14 protein-coding genes and 2 tRNA genes are annotated in these 16398 nt (G+C 50.0%); 6 read left to right on the top strand and 10 right to left on the bottom strand.

What is annotated here, in order from left to right:
* The first annotated feature begins 108 nt into the window (after nt 1-108).
* On the top strand, nt 109-969 hold the full coding sequence (locus tag J7439_RS20775; RefSeq protein WP_209203913.1) for an aldo/keto reductase family protein: 861 nt from the start codon (nt 109-111) through the stop codon (nt 967-969).
* 65 nt (nt 970-1034) lie between these two features.
* Here the strand turns inward: J7439_RS20775 and J7439_RS20780 are convergent.
* From J7439_RS20780 to J7439_RS20810, 7 genes are all read right to left on the bottom strand, one after another.
* Nucleotides 1035-1111 (bottom strand) — tRNA-Pro (locus J7439_RS20780).
* 202 nt (nt 1112-1313) lie between these two features.
* Nucleotides 1314-1390, bottom strand: a tRNA-Pro gene (locus J7439_RS20785).
* 110 nt (nt 1391-1500) lie between these two features.
* Nucleotides 1501-1941: a hypothetical protein gene (locus J7439_RS20790; RefSeq protein ID WP_209203914.1), complete on the bottom strand. Its 441-nt coding sequence runs from the start codon at nt 1939-1941 to the stop codon at nt 1501-1503.
* Between the two features lie 179 nt (nt 1942-2120).
* Nucleotides 2121-2351, bottom strand: coding sequence for a hypothetical protein (locus J7439_RS20795; protein WP_209203915.1), 231 nt, complete (start codon nt 2349-2351; stop codon nt 2121-2123).
* A gap of 377 nt (nt 2352-2728) precedes the next feature.
* Complete coding sequence (locus J7439_RS20800; protein ID WP_209203916.1) at nt 2729-3331, bottom strand: SGNH/GDSL hydrolase family protein; 603 nt, start codon at nt 3329-3331, stop codon at nt 2729-2731.
* 166 nt (nt 3332-3497) lie between these two features.
* Nucleotides 3498-4382, bottom strand: coding sequence for a bile acid:sodium symporter family protein (locus J7439_RS20805; protein ID WP_209203917.1), 885 nt, complete (start codon nt 4380-4382; stop codon nt 3498-3500).
* Nucleotides 4383-4545: 163 nt separating this feature from the next.
* Entirely contained in the window at nt 4546-4971 is a 426-nt protein-coding gene (locus J7439_RS20810) for a VanZ family protein (protein ID WP_209203918.1), read from the bottom strand.
* A 475-nt stretch (nt 4972-5446) separates the two neighbouring features.
* On the opposite strand from J7439_RS20810, the gene J7439_RS20815 reads away from it, so the two are divergent.
* The 5 genes from J7439_RS20815 (at nt 5447) to J7439_RS20835 (ending at nt 12080) form a co-directional block, all read left to right on the top strand.
* Nucleotides 5447-7054 (top strand): FAD-binding oxidoreductase, encoded by a 1608-nt coding sequence (locus tag J7439_RS20815; protein WP_209203919.1) that lies wholly within the window; start codon nt 5447-5449, stop codon nt 7052-7054.
* 36 nt (nt 7055-7090) lie between these two features.
* On the top strand, nt 7091-8713 hold the full coding sequence (locus tag J7439_RS20820) for a glycerol-3-phosphate dehydrogenase/oxidase (RefSeq protein WP_209203920.1): 1623 nt from the start codon (nt 7091-7093) through the stop codon (nt 8711-8713).
* A 24-nt stretch (nt 8714-8737) separates the two neighbouring features.
* On the top strand, nt 8738-10300 hold the full coding sequence (locus tag J7439_RS20825) for an FGGY-family carbohydrate kinase (protein WP_209203921.1): 1563 nt from the start codon (nt 8738-8740) through the stop codon (nt 10298-10300).
* A 371-nt stretch (nt 10301-10671) separates the two neighbouring features.
* Nucleotides 10672-11322 (top strand): FAD-dependent oxidoreductase, encoded by a 651-nt coding sequence (locus J7439_RS20830; RefSeq protein WP_209203922.1) that lies wholly within the window; start codon nt 10672-10674, stop codon nt 11320-11322.
* Nucleotides 11292-12080 carry a flavin monoamine oxidase family protein gene (locus J7439_RS20835; protein ID WP_209203923.1) on the top strand — a complete coding sequence of 263 codons (789 nt, stop codon included), beginning with the start codon at nt 11292-11294 and terminating at the stop codon, nt 12078-12080. Before J7439_RS20830 ends, J7439_RS20835 begins: the two co-directional genes overlap by 31 nt.
* Here J7439_RS20835 and J7439_RS20840 read toward each other — a convergent pair.
* From J7439_RS20840 to J7439_RS20850, 3 genes are all read right to left on the bottom strand, one after another.
* Nucleotides 12053-13372, bottom strand: coding sequence for an ATP-binding protein (locus J7439_RS20840; RefSeq protein ID WP_209203924.1), 1320 nt, complete (start codon nt 13370-13372; stop codon nt 12053-12055). The genes J7439_RS20835 and J7439_RS20840 overlap by 28 nt on opposite strands.
* Before the next feature lie 398 nt (nt 13373-13770).
* Nucleotides 13771-15030 carry an ATP-binding protein gene (locus tag J7439_RS20845; RefSeq protein WP_209203925.1) on the bottom strand — a complete coding sequence of 420 codons (1260 nt, stop codon included), beginning with the start codon at nt 15028-15030 and terminating at the stop codon, nt 13771-13773.
* Between the two features lie 748 nt (nt 15031-15778).
* Nucleotides 15779-16398 (bottom strand): hypothetical protein (locus tag J7439_RS20850; protein WP_209203926.1); only part of this gene is annotated, 620 nt, incomplete at its 5' end.

Raw genomic sequence — 16398 nt, forward strand, 5'->3', positions numbered from 1 at the left:
CTGCCCAAGCCGACATTATGTCATGAGCCCCGCTCTGGGCTAAAGTAAATCTCAACCGAATCCAGACAAGTCATAATATCGTCAATAATTTCCAGGGGAGACAAGGAGATGACCGAACAACCGGAAACCAATCCATTTACGCTGCACGATACCCGTGTTCCCCGTTTTATCTACGGCACGGCCTGGAAAGAACAGGCCACCTCCGGGCTGACACTGAAAGCCCTGAATAACGGTTTCACAGCCATAGACACTGCCAACCAGCGCAAACATTATTTTGAACACGGGGTTGGTGAAGCACTGCAAAACTTCTACCAAACCAGTGGCAAGTGCCGTGAAGACCTCTTCCTGCAAACAAAATTCACCTACGCTGAAGGGCAAGACAACCGTCTGCCCTACCATCCTGAAGCCGATACCAAAACTCAGGTTGAGCAGTCCCTCCTCTCATCATTGGAGCACTTGAACACGGATTACCTTGATGCTTATCTGCTGCATGGTCCATCCCGGTCGCATGGACTCAGTGACCGGGACTTTGCTGTCTGGGAAGCAATGGAAGGCTTCCACCGGTCCGGCCAAATCAAACTTCTGGGGGTCAGCAATGTAAATCACCAACAGCTGGAGCTCCTGAGCCACCATGCAGCGATCAAGCCCATGCTGGTGCAGAACCGCTGCTTTGCCAGAACCGGATGGGACGCCAATATACGTGCGCTATGCCATCGACATAATATTCTTTACCAGGGGTTTTCGTTACTGACGGCCAACACCCAACTGTTGGAAATGCCTGAATTTCAGACCATTATGAAGAGGACAGGATTAACCGGACCACAGGTCATTTTTCAGGCTGCATTAAAAATGGGAATGATTGTCTTAACAGGCACCAGTGATGCAAAACACATGCAACAGGATCTGAATTGTCTGCAGACGCCACTGACGGATGATGAAGTGAATGTGATAGAGCAACTGATGACTTAAAACTCAGGCGACATCTCTGAAAATAAAAAAAAGCCAGCATGATGCTGGCCAATAAAAAACAAATCTGGTCGGGGTAGAGAGATTCGAACTCCCGACATCCTGCTCCCAAAGCAGGCGCGCTACCAGACTGCGCTATACCCCGAAATTCATAACCAGGTTATGAATAAAAACAGTGTTCCGGACATCATGAACAGTGATACTTCTTGAAACACCGCCATACCGGAACGGTTGATACTTTAGCAAACCACCAATCTTTTTACAGTGGTGATTTCCGCAAATTGGTTGCGGAATATACTTCAGGCAACAAAAAAGCCCATACTCAAGAGCATGGGCTTTACCTGATATGGTCGGGGTAGAGAGATTCGAACTCCCGACATCCTGCTCCCAAAGCAGGCGCGCTACCAGACTGCGCTATACCCCGTTAACTCACCGCTACTGCAACCGGTGTTGCGCTGAGCCAGTGGAGGCGTATTATCCCTATTTTCCGAACGCCGTCAACTGCCATTGAGGATTTTATGGTCAATTTAATAACTATGGCTCCCAGTCATATTTATCAATGCTATTGATTGTCAGGCCAGCATCAATATCACCATTCAGAGAGACATCCATGGAATAATTAACCAGACGACCCTGCACACCACCGATAACCAGCAGAGACTGCCCCTGAAAATCATAGCCAGCGCCTAACTCCGCCTGCCAGTCAATCTCACCCCGAAAACCTTTCAGCAGGAACGTATCAAAGCCATCGGTGAAGTGATAAGAGAGGGAAAGATCAACACCGGTTACATCCTTAATACCATCTACATCAACGCTGCGAACTCCGACAATGGCTGAGGGTATCCAGCCATGCTTTACCGTCCAGCCCAACCCGGCGTAGACATGGTTATCATTCTGGGCTGCTGCCGCAGTATTGGTCAGCAACGATGCTGTTGCCATAATAGCCGTTATCAAGCCTTTTATTGTCCGGGACATGTGCTACCCCCTTTTTTTCAGGCAATGTATATTTGCTTATACGCGCTTCTAACTCTACCTAACTGGGAAAAATAAGCAATGCAACGCAAGAGATGAAGATTTGTGGCGAAATGGTTTTTCTTTCTCTCGGGAAAAGTTGCCATCCATAGCAAACACTTCATTCCCTGAAGAGAAAAAACTCAGTGTGATTCGCTTATAGCCAGCACCGGGCATTGATCACCGGCATCATTGCCAGCGGGCTGATAGTACTGACGCTCAAGCCAGTCTAATGCTTCCTGAAACGCAAGGTCGCCATAGTCTGAATAGCTAAAACGACGAGTTTCGTGTATTTTGGAACAATCAGGTTTTACCAGATGCGCCTGCCAACCTGCCTGCCCATCTCTGAGCGTATATTTCTCAATTCTCAACATTGCGGATGATAGTTTCCGTTCTTTATTCTGACTGTGCACGATCACTTTTATTGGTGTTGTTAATGCTATCAACAAGGGCAGATTAACACTGAAAAGATGACAGAATCGTGACGGTCAATGACCAATCAACAGGCTGATTATTAAAAAAATTATCAATACGCATATTGATACGTATCAATACTTAGTGATTAATTGATCGTTAAACCCTGTGGTTCCGGGTATCTAAGTAGCTGGCCTTATGGAATCGTATATTTCTGGCTACTTGGGCTGGTGCTATGCGAGGCACAACGGAGGGAGCATAGCCGTAGCTATGTGACCGGAGTTGTAACGAAGCCTAGTGCCGGCACAAGGAGTCAGAAATATATGATTTCATATGGTTAGCTACTTATTATCTTGTCCGCAATGATCCCCGCCCAGACCTGACACCCCGACTCATTAGGGTGATAACCATCTTCCGCCATCAACGAAGCGTCGGGAGTCGTATCACTGTGGATATACGTCCACCCCTCCTGCTGGCAGAGCTTCTGCAACTGCCTGTCCAGCAAGTATGCCTTTGCTCCCAACAACCAGCTTAACGGGGCTGGAATCAGGGGAAACCGGTTGATCTTTGGAATTGAGGTGATAAATACCCGGGTATTGTCAGAAGCAAAGCGATGGGCACACGCCTGCATATTTTTATTGAATTCCGAACCTGAGGTAAATCTGGTGGTATCATTGACGCCAAAGCTGATGATCAAGAGATCGGGTTCTTTAATGGTCGCCTCAAAGGTTAATGAGTCGAACACTCTGGCACCATTTTTTGCCAGTATTTCCCAATCAAACTCAACGCCCCGATCCTGAGTCAGGTTCCTGATAACCTGGTGGGTCAGCCCCTGTCTTATCTCTGCCACCCCCACCCCGGCGACAGGGCTTTCACCCACATGAACAATTGAACAATCCGAGCCTCTGGCCTGCAGCCGTTTACCACTGGCCTCGGGCAACCGAAGTGCACTTCTTTTTAAGTGAACGCCCTGGCAGATTGCGATAGAAAGAAGCAACAGACAACATAAAACAGTGCTTACTAATCCTATAAGTTCAAACATCAAAATAGCCGTTGTGCATTTTTATTGTTGATTCATTTAAACAGATGCCCGGAAAGTCACTCCCTCAGGAAGTAACCGCCTTTCCCTGAACGGTTTTATCCTTTCTCAATACCGCCATAGTGAACAGCGATGCGGTAACAAGCATCAGGAGGCTATAAACACTGGGGCCAATAGACATGGCGGCACTGTCCAGAATGGTAACGGTGACCAGCAAAGCCAATGTTCCGTTTTGCAGACCCACTTCCAGACTGATGGTTCTGGCCTGTCGTTCATTATCCACCAGCCATTTCCCCACCAGATAGCCCAGCGCCATGGTCAGCACATTCAGGGCCAGGGCGGCAAAGCCTGCCTGCAGCAGATAAGACATGACTTTCTCACCCAGTTCCCAGGCAATACTGATAATCATCAGTATCAGTATGACGGCAGACAGCCTACCGACGTAGGGTTCTGCTTTCTCGGCAAAGCCCTGCCACTGAAGACGGATCCCTATACCGATCAACGTCGGAATAATGGTAATGGCCATCAACTTGACCCAGGTAATCAACACCGGCAATTCAAATTGAGAGTTTGCACCGGCATAGTGGTAAATCGCCCAGTTTCCCAGCAGCGGTACGGTAAAGGTGGTGATAAACCCGGCAACGGTCGTTAATGAAATGGACAGACCGACATCGGCCTTCGCCAAAAAACTGTAGAGGTTGGATGTGGTTCCCCCGGGGCAGAGTGCCAGGATAAAAAGGCCAATGGCCAGCTCACCACTCAGTCCGGCCAGGTCAATAATCAGTACTGCGATAACAGGTAACAACAGCATCTGACAGGTTATCCCTACCAGGAAGGCACGGGGCTGGGCAAAAACCCGGGTAAAATCGTTAAAAGTAAGACTTAAACCAACACCGATCATGATAAGGATAAGGGCGGCAGGAAGACCTATCCCGACAAGGGCCTGATACATGGATGAAATCCTTGTTCTTGTTTATTGTTATTGATGTCCGGTGATTTTGCAGACTTTACACCAGGAAAACAATGGCAAATCCATGCTGACCAGAGCCTTGTCAGCTTATGGTCACAGAAACAGGTGACTGGCCCTGCCAGGACCAGGTTCACTTTTTCGATGGCTAAAGGTTAAACAACACACTCATACATTCAGGCCAGGGTTGGCAACTACCTTCAGAGGCGACCAATGTACCAATACCGAGACTGATCCCCATATAAATCCCGATACCCACCCCATTGGCAATAATATCGCCAAAACTGAAACGGCGATAACGGGTCATGTGCTGACAGACCTCGATAAACACGCCAAACGCCATCAGCCCTGCCGGTTTCCACCAGCAGACGCTGGCCGCTGGAAATGCCAGATCGATCAGCAGAGACAGCACCATAAAGGTGAGTACATGTTTCACCTTATCATTGATAAAACGGGTGGGATCCCATTTGCCGGGTATCAATGACATAAACAGGGCAAAAGCCAGGGCACAGAAAGAGAGGATTTGCCAGGTTGAAGGGGGAGTTGCCTGAAGTGTGGTAATCAGTTCATTCATTGGATGGCCCTGAGTTATAGGTTGTAACAGGCCATCGGCCAATGGGCGTTGGGGTTGATGGCGCTTAACATTCCTGTTTAAGACCAGGCATTAAGCTTACCACTCCACTCAATCATAAACATTGGAGTCTTTGCCATTAACGATATTGTAAGTAGCTGGCCATATGGAATCGAATATTTCTGGCTACTTGGGCTGGTACTATGCGAGGCACAACGGAGGGAGCATAGCCGTAGCTATGTGACCGGAGTTGTAACGAAGCAGAGTGCCAGCACAAGGAGTCAGAAATATACGATTTCATATGGTTAGCTACTTATGGTTTGCTCCCTCCTTGCTGATTGTTGAAATATCACACTCCAACTTGCTACATTAGCGACTCTAAAAACAGACACCGTTGTCAGTTTAAAAGCGTTAGCTGCTTCCTGGCTCTACATGGCAGTTATTAGCATTAGCAGAATAAAAAGAACAGAGGTAGACCATGCGCCGTTGGAATGGCTGGGGTGATGAGAGTTACATTAAAGAAGTCTCCGACCACGGGGATGCATTGATTCGCCGTATTATCGGCGAACCGACCCCCTTGAAAGATGCCACCCTGAAGAGCGTGATAGCCAAGGTACCGCCAACCCGCCTGCCTGAACATCCACTGATTATCACTGCTGCAGAAGATCGGGTTCGCCATGCCCGTGGCCAGAGCTTTCCGGACTGGCTGGCCATGCGCAGTGGTGATTTTGGGGTTTTTCCGGACGGTGTCGCCTATCCGGAAACCAGTGCACAGGTTCGCGAACTTCTTGCCCTTGCGGTCCGGCACGATTTTATTGTGATTCCCTATGGCGGTGGAACATCCGTTGCCGGTCACATCACGCCGCAGGAAAATACCAGGGCCATTTTGACCATTGATATGGGCCATATGAACCAGTTAATGGATCTGAATGAAGAGAGCCAGATTGCCACCTTTGGTGCAGGGACTCCCGGACCACAGATTGAAGCACAACTGCAGGCACGGGGTTATACCCTTGGGCACTACCCCCAATCCTGGGAATTGTCCACCATTGGTGGCTGGATCGCCTCCCGCTCTTCAGGCCAACAGTCACTCCGTTACGGTCGAATTGAACAGATGTTTGCCGGTGGCCGTATGGAAACCCTGCAGGGCACACTGGACATTCCTTCGATTCCCGCCTCTTCCGCAGGGCCGGACATTCGGGAGCTCACCATGGGCACCGAAGGCCGCCTGGGTATCTTTACCGAAGTGAAAGTACGCGTACAACGTGCAGCAGAAGAAGAAAAGTTTATGGTCTGCTTTATGCCGAACTGGCAGGCAGGTAAAGCCGTCGCCCGGGAAGTTGCACAGCAGAAGATCCCGCTCTCCATGATGCGGGTCAGCAACGCTAAAGAGGCCCGTGCCCACGCTCATCTTGGTACCTCACTGACCCAGTTCAAACTGCTAAATGGCTATCTGCGTTTTCGCGGGCTGGACGACAATCGATGCATGCTGACCTTTGGCGTGACCGGCTCTGAATACCAAAATAAAGTAGCCCTGAAACAGCTGAGCAAGATTCTGAAAAAACATGGCGGCGTTGGTGGTGCACTGGCCAATATCATGGGCACCATCTGGGCCCATGGCCGTTTCAAGTTCCCCTATCTGCGGGAAACCACCTGGGCCAGGGGCATCGCAGTCGATACACTGGAAACCGCCACCGATTGGGAAAATGTGGATGGCCTGATGCATCAGATGGAAGCAAGCCTGGAAAACGCCTTAAAGGACGAAGGGGAAAATGTCATGGCATTCTCTCACCTCTCCCATATCTACGGTCAGGGGTCGAGTATCTATACCACCTATTTCTTCCGCTGCGCTGACAGCTACGAAGCCACTCTGGCACGCTGGAAAAAGCTGAAGGCCAAAACCTCCGAAGTGATTGCCCGGGGCTATGCCACCATTTCCCACCAGCATGGCACTGGCCGTGACCACGCGCCTTATATGCCGGCAGAAAAAGGTGAGCTGGGGATGCGGATGATTGCCACCCTGGTGCATGACTTTGACCCGGATAAACGACTGAACCCCGGCGTGTTACTCCAGGACAGCGAATAACTGCTCACTTCATTGAATTTATCAGGTACCCAACCCATGTGGCAGAAATCCTGGCAGACAGGTAACCGGAATCAGTTACTGGAAGCGTTAAAAAACAATACTGACAAGGAATGGGATATCGTTGTGGCCGGTGGCGGCATCACCGGTGCTGGCATTGCCCGTGAAGCCGCACGCCGGGGCCTGAAGGTGCTGCTGGTTGATCGTCAGGATTTCGCCTGGGGAACCTCCAGCCGCTCATCAAAAATGATCCATGGCGGCCTTCGCTACATCGCTTCCGGCGATATCAAAACCACCATGCACTCAGTTTCCGAACGGGAACGCCTGATGAGAGAAGCGCCCGGCCTTGTTGATCCAATGGGCTATCTGATGGCCCATTACAAAGGTGGGTTTCCAGGGCCGCTGGTCTTTAATATTCTGCTGCGTATTTATGATTTTTTTGCCGGTAAGCGTTACCGTAAGTTTCATAAATTACACGACGTTGAAAACCTGAGCCCGCTCATTAATGCGCACAACCTGCTCGGTGCCACCCAGTTTGCCGATGCCATTACCGATGACTCACGCCTGGTTATCCGGGTTTTGCGCGAAGCTCAGAAAGACGGTGCTACGGTAATAAATTATGTTGGTGTCGATGCGCTGATTAAAAACAATGGTCAGGTGACGGGTGCTCAACTGAAGGATACCGAAACCGGTCAGATAACTCCGGTGAAAGCCAACGTGGTGATCAATGCCACAGGTGCCTGGGGGGATGAACTTCGGGGTGAGATGACCTCAGAGCAGCATATTCGCCCTGCCCGTGGCAGCCATATTGTCGTACCTGGCTGGCGACTGCCGGTGGCTCAGTCATACACCGCCATGCACCCGGATGATAAACGACCCATATTTATTTACCCCTGGGAAGGCAGAACCGTGGTCGGGACAACCGACCTGGACAACGGCACTATTGGCAACCATGAAGTAGCCATGACCCGTGATGAACTGGAATACCTGATGAAAGCCGCCAGTGCCCAGTTCCCGAAAGCCGGGTTAACCGAACAGGATATTATCTCTTCATGGGCCGGTGTGCGCCCGCTGGTCAGCTCCGGGACACTGAACCCGTCGAAAGAAAAACGTGACCACAGTATCTGGAACGATAACGGACTGGTGACCATCAGTGGCGGCAAACTGACCACCTTCCGACTGATTGCCCTGGATGTCTTAAAAGCAGCTGAAGAGTACCTGCCCGGCTTTGATTTCAGTGATACCGGCGCGGAGATGTTTACTCAATACGAGCCTGATAGTTCTCTGTTTAACAAGCTGCCGGACTATTCAAAGCAACGTATCCGGGGCCATTACGGCATGGATGCTGATCGTTTACTGGCACAGCTCCAACCCGATGAACAGGACGTTATTCCCGGTGCCCGTGCCCTCTGGGCCGAGCTGCGCTGGTCGGCAGGCAATGAAGCCGTTGTGCACCTGGATGATCTTCTGCTCCGCCGTACCCGCCTGGGCTTGCTGCTGGAACAGGGAGGCCTGATTTTTGCCGACAGAATCAAGGCCATCTGCCAGCAAGAACTGGATTGGAGCGAGCAGCAGTGGCAACAGGAAGTCACCCGTTATCAATCCATCTGGAACACTTATTACAGTATTCCGAAACGGCGCAATAACGCTGATACTCGATAATAAGAAACAAGAAGTGAGTGTGTAGTGAGTGATTCAGACTATGTGCTGGCCATCGACAATGGCACACAGAGCATTCGGGCCCTGGTATTTGACAGTGCCGGTAATGAGATCGCCAAAAGCAAAGTTGCGCTGGAGGCTTATTTTTCACAACACCCCGGCTGGGCAGAACAGCACCCTGACTACTATTGGCAGCAACTTGGAAAAGCCTGTAAAGCGTTATGGGACCAGGGCATTGTAGCGCCCGGGCAGATCAAAGGCATGGCACTGACCACACAGCGCTACACCATGATTAACCTGGATGAAGATAAAAAACCTTTGAGACCCGCCATTGTCTGGATGGATCAGCGTAAAGCCGAACCGGAAAAGCCCGTTGGCGGCCTCTGGGGACTATTGATCAAGACCATCGGCCTGACCAGCCTGATCGAAGATCTGCGCGCCAAAGCCCGCGATAACTGGATCATACAACATCAGCCCGATATCTGGCAGAAGACCCATTACTATGTGAATTTATCCGGCTACCTGACCTATCAATTGACTGGCGAAATGAAAGACGCCTGTGGTTCAGTGGCCGGTTATCTGCCCTATGACTATCGCCGCCAGAAATGGGCTGGCAAGCACGATCTGAAATGGCAACTGCTGGCCGCCAGACGACATATGTTGCCGGAACTGGTACAACCCGGAGAGCGGTTAGGTCATATTACGGCTGAAGCTGCAGAGCATACCGGTCTGCCTGCTGGGTTACCAATGATAGCAGCCTCATCCGACAAGGCCTGCGAAGTACTGGGCGCTGGCGGTGTTGACCCTCATATTGGCTGTTTGAGTTTTGGCACCACAGCCACCATCAGTACGACAACGTCCCGATACTTTGAAACAGTTCCCTTTATTCCACCCTACACAGCGGCGATGCCAAAACGTTACAACACCGAGGTGATGATTTATCGGGGCTTCTGGATGGTCAGCTGGTTTAAAAATGAGCTGGCCCAGGCCGAGCAGCGTAAGGCAAAAGAGTTGGGTGTCGAGCCCGAGCAGCTTTTCGATGCCCTGTTAACCCAGGTACCACCGGGCTCAATGGGGTTGATGATGCAGCCTTACTGGTCCCCGGGCGTACGTCAACCCGGCCCAGAAGGCAAAGGCGCTTTTATTGGTTTTGGCGATGTTCATAAACGGGCGCATATTTACCGTGCGATTCTGGAAGGACTGGCTTACGAACTGCGATCCGGTAAAGAGCAGATTGAAAAACGCAGCGGTACACCGATCACCCGATTACGAGTCTCTGGCGGTGGATCCCAGAGTGATGCCGCCATGCAATTAACGGCCAATATTTTTGGCATGGAGGCAGAACGGCCACACACCTACGAAGCTTCCGGCCTTGGGGCAGCCATTAACTGCTGTGTCGGCCTTGGCATTCATAAAGACTATAACGAAGCCATTGATAAAATGACCCGGGTGGGCGATGTGTTTGAGCCGGACCTGCCAACCATGCAGCTGTATGATCGTTTGTACAATGAGGTTTATAAAAAAATCTATAAACGCCTGCAACCGTTGTATAAATCCATTCGGGATATTACCGGTTATCCGAAGCATTAAGTTTCTTTTGCCCTCGTTAGGGGCAAAGTGTTGCCAGGAGGCTGTCCGAGAATAGACTGCCCTACTGCGGCGGCAGAATCCGGTGTAAGTTTGAACCGTTATATTGCCAGCAAGTTGCAGTGAGCAGCTGAAGGCAAATGGTTTTGTTCTCACTATCATTTACATTAATGACTATTTTTCCCTGCCGATATCCCCTTTGGTGATGCTCTTTTTCAGTCAGATATGCACTCTGGATTCAATCAGGATTACTTCGTTTTTTCAGAAAGGTCATCACTGTTGCTCCCCATACTGGCAGCATGGATAACAGACTGGTCCCTCCCATGATTTAATAACAACCAACCAGTCTCAATTGACCAGGATATCCAGAAATAATGAATCAGGAAGCCTACGAGACAGATATTGCCATTGTTGGAGCAGGAGTGGGCGGCGCTTATTCAGCATGGCGCTTAAGGGATAAAATTTCGGCTCCTGAACACCAGAAAATTGACCTGTTTGAAATGAGTGACCGGATTGGCGGCCGTCTTTACTCCCTCAAGATGCCCGGAATGCCCAACGTACCGGCAGAACTGGGGGGCATGCGCTACTTTTCCAGTCATGCAGTGACCCGTGAACTGGTCAACACTCTGGGCTTACCCACTCTGGACTTTCCAGGCAGTGGCACACAGGGCAATATTTCTTTTGTGCGCAACCACCATCTCCGTGACCTGGACTTTCGTGATCCGGATAAAGTCCCCTACCGGCTGAGTTTCAATGAGCGGGGTAAAACGCCTGACGAACTGATTCAATATGTGATCGATACGTTGGTTCCTCAAAGCGTCCGTGCATCCCCTGATGAGTGGAGAGCTTTCCGACAATCCCATACCCTTGAAGGAAAAAGGCTCTATGAGTACGGATGGTGGAGTCTGATGGATTGGGTGCTGTCCAGAGAAGCGATTGAACTGATCAATGATGCCGGGTTAAACTCGTGTTCGAGAATGACCAAGGTACCAGAATGGTTGTTAATGCCCGGCACGCCATTTTAGGGTTACCAAAACGCTCACTGGAGCTACTGGATCAGGACTCAGTTCTTTTACGCACCCCCGAAATATGGTCGGACATTGACTCAGTTATTTCAAAACCGGCCATTAAACTTTATCTTGGCTACCCTTACCCTTGGTGGAAGGTGCTCGGGATTAGGGGGGGTAAGTCGGTGACTGACCTTCAGATCAAACAGTCCTATTATTTTGGAACAGAAGAGGATCGACCTGCCGGTGAAGCTGGCAACACCAACGCCCTGTTGCTGGCAGCCTATACCGATGGCCGGGTGCTGGATTACTGGCATCCCCTGGCCAGGGGGAATGAGTTTGCCGGAGCAGAGAACCCCTTTGTTCCTGTGGGACAGAGCCCTCTTCCGAACGAGAACCGGGCCACCAATAACCAGGTTATGCAAGCCCAAAAGGAACTCAAGGCGCTTCATGACTTGAAATACATTCCGAAACCTTACACTGCGGCCTACATGGATTGGTCTCAAGACCCCTATGGGGGAGGATACAGTTTGTGGAAGCCCGGACAAAAGAGCCTGGCTACTCAAAAGCGTATGCGCCACCTGCCCGGTTTACCCATTCACATTTGTGGTGACTCTTATTCCGATCTGCAAGGCTGGGTGGAGGGCGCATTGACCAGCACCGAACTGATGCTGGAAGAACATTTTCAACTGTGCACAAGGGCTTGGCTCATACGTACTTTTTATCTTCCATCCTCAAAGTCAATTTTCTACAAAGTCTTTAACCTGCCTGCATAATATAAAGGCCAGGTTATGTTCTGCCCGGGTTGCTCAGTACCTCCTACAGAGCCAATTAATTTGACCGTTCGAGCAGGTTTGTACCGTGCTATATAAGTCTTCAGGCTCTTTGCCCGTGTGCGCTTGCCAGATTTCACTTCCACCGGGATGATCTCGCCATTATTGGTTTTGAAAAGAAACTCAATTTCAGCTTGCCTGAAGTCCCAGGAATAGGTCGGATAACAGCCGGTGGCTCTTAACTCATTCTGAACAAAATTCTCAGCCAGATAACCTTTATACTCATAACTTTGCTGAAGATGCTCCTGATAACTGATGTCAAGCATATGTCCTAATAACCCAATATCGAACAGAAACAGTTTAAAAAAATTGTCTTTCCGGTAGGCAGACAAGGGCGATTGAGGTTCGCAGTCAATAGGGTAACAGCGCGAAACCAATTTGGTTTTTTCCAACCATTCAATAGGGCTGCTTAAATCCAGATAACTGCGTTTACGTTCGATCACACCGCTAAACCGATAACGTTTAACCGATGCATCCATGTTTTTGGATAGTTGCAACGGCACATTACGAAAGACCCTTTCTATATGCTGTGCATTGACCTTGCCGCCATATTTACCAAAGTCACGAAGATAGCCGGATAATAGACTCCGGTGGATGTTTTGTATCCGGCTGCATCGCTCATTAATGCCACTGAACTTTCCCCCATCAGCAAACCAGGTTTCTACTGCTTCAGGCATGCCGCCGACAAAATAATAATCCAGCAGCAAATCCCACAGTTTATTGTGAGAGGCCTGAATCTGGAGTCCTCGCCTGAAGGCTTCCAGAATTTTCTCGTTTCCCGATGCCATGACAAACTCTTCAAAAGACATAGGGAACAGCTCCAGAGCTTCTACCTTACCAACCGGAAACGAGTTCAGCAGACCAACATTTGAGCCAGACGCGCAGAGGTAAAGATCCGGGCGCTGCTCAGCAAAGAACTTCAACGAACTTAACGCTGCAGGACACTCGCCAATTTCATCAAAAAACAGAAGGTCATGTTTGGCGTCAATATCAACACCCAGTTCCAGCTCAATATTCAGAAGTATGTCTTGTGGGTTCAGATTGGCACCAAACAGCCCTGCCAGGTTGGGATTAGCCAGAAAGTCCAGCTTAAGAACCCGACGGAAGTGGTCTTTGCCAAAACACTCTTCGATCAGATAAGACTTACCCACCTGGCGGGCACCATCCAGTAACAGAGGTTTGCGCTCTGGCTGATTCTTCCAGTTCAATAGCTGGGTAATAAGTAATCTGTCCATGCTTATCGAAAGTCATCCAAAGCGGTTACTTTGTATTTATTATAGAACAATAATCGACTTTTCATACTTTTTCATACATTAAAATACAGTACTATTTATTTTTTAATAGATAAAAAGTTAATTTTTAATGAAAAATTAACTGTAGTTTGCAGTAATCAGGGATCAGGATGGCGAACTCTTATTTAATTACTTAGCCCAGACAGTCGTAGCAAGATCGGATCAAGACTTGGCAGATAGCTCGCCAATTTAGTGCTGGGGAGATGTGATCAAGAGCCAGGCTTAATGACGGGGTATCCGATCATGAAGGGCAACACTCAAGACACAGAACCGAGACAGACGAGAAGATTTACATCCGAAAAGCCCCCAAAATCGTTTTTTGCACGACATACGACTCATATTCAAAACAGGCACCCTACCGGCAACGCCACCAGTTTTTCTGAAAAGGGCAGCACCTTATCACCGTTGTAAACAATTATCCCCCGCTGAATACTGCCCGTTGCCATGAGCATTTCCAGAGTCGCGAACATCTCTTTTTTGATCGTCATGCCTGCCTTGACCTCAATGCCTGTGGCCTGGCCATTATGCCCTGACAGAATAAAGTCCACTTCTCGCTGACTCTTGTCGCGATAGTGAAAAAGCTGGCAGTCCTGATCGCTGATGGCGATAGACTTCAGCAGTTCAGAGCAGACCCAGGTTTCCATCAACGATCCCATAAGATTTCTGTCAGCTTTAATAGCCGCTGCACTTATGCCTCGCAGGGAACACAGCAGCCCAGTGTCCACAAAATGAACCTTTGCCTGCTTAATTGCCCGCTTGAGATCATTCCGATGCCACCCGGGAACTCGCTTGACCAAGTAAAGGTTTTCGAGGGCTGCAACGTATTTTTGCACAGACTTGCTATCCATTTTTATCGCTTTACCAAGACTTGCATAGTTCAGCGCCTCAGAAGAAATAGAAGACAGTGATTTAAGCAGCTGCGCCATTTCGTCCAGCTTTTGCAACTGAAAAACTTCTCTGATATCCCGCCGGATAATGGCATCGGTATAAGATCTATACCAGCGGGTCCTACGATTGGAAGAACGCTGTATTGCTTCAGGATAACCACCACAAGCTATGGCCGAAATAACCTGGTCAAGCTCAAGCAGCGACCCGGGCGGGGGAGTAAAATCCGAAGACGGAGACAATAGCTGGTGGATAATATCATGCTCTTCCTGCCTGTCAGCAGGCCTCTGCTTCAACTCACTCTGACTGAATGGGCACAGGGTAATAAATTCTGCCCGGCCAGCCAGTGAGTCAGCCAACGCCGGCAGCGTCATCAGATCAGCGGAACCGGTCAGGATAAAAGCCCCGGGTTGACGATCTTCATCTACCAGCAGTTTGATAGTGCGAATCAATTCCGGAGCCCGCTGAATTTCATCAATAATGACCGGACTTGGTTGATTACGCAGCAAACCAATAGGGTCATTGCGGGCAACCGTCAGGATATTTTCATCGTCCAGGGTCAGATAACTGCCGGAACCCTCAGGCTTGAGTGTCTCCAGCAGATGCCGCGCAAGGGTCGTTTTGCCAGATTGCCGGGGACCGGTGATAATGGCTACCGGCGTATCCTTCAAGCATTCCCGCAAATTACGCTCAATGGCTCTTGGTATGTAGTCCATAGCAATCCAGTCATGACTAATATGGATTTTAGTTTAGACTAATATGGATTATAGAATCGACCATTATGGATTTATAACCCGACCAAAATGGATTTTATTGATAACTGGATATCGTTGAGAGGCTTTGGAGCTAAAAAATGGGAGCTAAAAAATGGGACACCAAGGAAATTTTTCAGCGCTGATCGCAGCTGTTCTCTGGCCCGCACCTGGTTCGGTGTTATCTTGCGGGTAATAAGCTGAGCAAGGCAGAGCTGATGCGCGTCGAAGAATATGCCCAAGAGTAGCGGAGCCGCTTAAACCGGATATTTCATAAGTGCTCCCGCTGTCCTTTGTCGCTCCAGGAGGCTGTCCGAGAATAGCGCCCGTCTAGGCGACCCCGTAGCGAGGACGACAGAAAATTGAGGATAAAAATTCGGTTTTGTGAGGTGAATAGCGGGTCTATTTGCCGAACAAAAGCGGATTTTCAGACCAATTTGCTGTCGCCGCACGACTGCATGGATGCAGGAGATAGAGCAACGCAGGAGCAGTTGCCGCACGACTGCATGGATGCAGGAGATAGAGCAACGCAGGCGCAGTTGCCGGTAGGGCAGTCTATTCTCGGACAGCCTCCTGGGTATTGACCCACATGAGTGGCTGGAGACTATGCGCTGGAATAATCGCTTTCACCGCGCGCTGGCCTCACTGAAAGCTTATGTAGGAAACACTGGAAAAGGCTGGGTTCATGGCATGGCTGTGAGCAGGGGACTTTTTATCTCTTTCCCAGTGTTCGCCATGGGACTGCTGCTATCTGTTGCCTACCCGCCGGTTCGCTATAGCTATCGTCAGAGTCAGTCCCATGTTCGGTCAGTAGATGGTACACAGGGCTGTATGGTGGGGTGTGTTTTCCAGTGTTCGCCACGGAGTTGCTGCCTGTTGCTATACCGGGCTGCCCGTCCGCCACCGGTTCACCATGGTTATCGTCAGAGTCAGTCCCATGCCCGGTCAGTACATGGTACACAGGGCTGACTGGTGGGGTGGGCTTTCCAGTGTTCGCCACAGAGTTGCTGCCCCTTGCTATACCGGGCTGCCCGTCCGCCACCGGTTCACAATAGTTATCGTCAGAGTAAGTCCCATGTTCGGTCAGTACATGGTACACAGGGTTGCCTGGTCGGGTGGGTTTTCCAGTGTTCGCCACGGAGCTGCTGCCCTCTGTTGCTATACCGGCCTGCCCGTCCGCCACCGGTTCACAATAGTTATCGTCAGAGTAAGTCCCATGTTCGGTCAGTACATGGTACACAGGGTTGCCTGGTCGGGTGGGTTTTCCAGTGTTCGCCACGGAGCTGCTGCCCTCTGTTGCTATACCGGCCTGCCCGTCCGCCACCGGTTCAC

It is taken from the genome of Salinisphaera sp. G21_0, from assembly GCF_017744115.1.
In the GTDB taxonomy this organism is placed as follows: Bacteria; Pseudomonadota; Gammaproteobacteria; order Pseudomonadales; family Endozoicomonadaceae; genus Endozoicomonas.

Bases quoted from the DNA above. Each gene is read 5' to 3' on its own strand.
- J7439_RS20845 (WP_209203925.1), bottom strand. From the start codon at position 15,030: ATGGACTACATACCAAGAGCCATTGAGCGTAATTTGCGGGAATGCTTG.
- J7439_RS20840 (WP_209203924.1), bottom strand. From the start codon at position 13,372: ATGGACAGATTACTTATTACCCAGCTATTGAACTGGAAGAATCAGCCA.
- J7439_RS20830 (WP_209203922.1), top strand. From the start codon at position 10,672: ATGAATCAGGAAGCCTACGAGACAGATATTGCCATTGTTGGAGCAGGA.
- J7439_RS20775 (WP_209203913.1), top strand. From the start codon at position 109: ATGACCGAACAACCGGAAACCAATCCATTTACGCTGCACGATACCCGT.
- J7439_RS20835 (WP_209203923.1), top strand. From the start codon at position 11,292: ATGGTTGTTAATGCCCGGCACGCCATTTTAGGGTTACCAAAACGCTCA.
- J7439_RS20805 (WP_209203917.1), bottom strand. From the start codon at position 4,382: ATGTATCAGGCCCTTGTCGGGATAGGTCTTCCTGCCGCCCTTATCCTT.
- J7439_RS20815 (WP_209203919.1), top strand. From the start codon at position 5,447: ATGCGCCGTTGGAATGGCTGGGGTGATGAGAGTTACATTAAAGAAGTC.
- J7439_RS20795 (WP_209203915.1), bottom strand. From the start codon at position 2,351: ATGTTGAGAATTGAGAAATATACGCTCAGAGATGGGCAGGCAGGTTGG.
- J7439_RS20790 (WP_209203914.1), bottom strand. From the start codon at position 1,941: ATGTCCCGGACAATAAAAGGCTTGATAACGGCTATTATGGCAACAGCA.
- J7439_RS20810 (WP_209203918.1), bottom strand. From the start codon at position 4,971: ATGAATGAACTGATTACCACACTTCAGGCAACTCCCCCTTCAACCTGG.
- J7439_RS20820 (WP_209203920.1), top strand. From the start codon at position 7,091: ATGTGGCAGAAATCCTGGCAGACAGGTAACCGGAATCAGTTACTGGAA.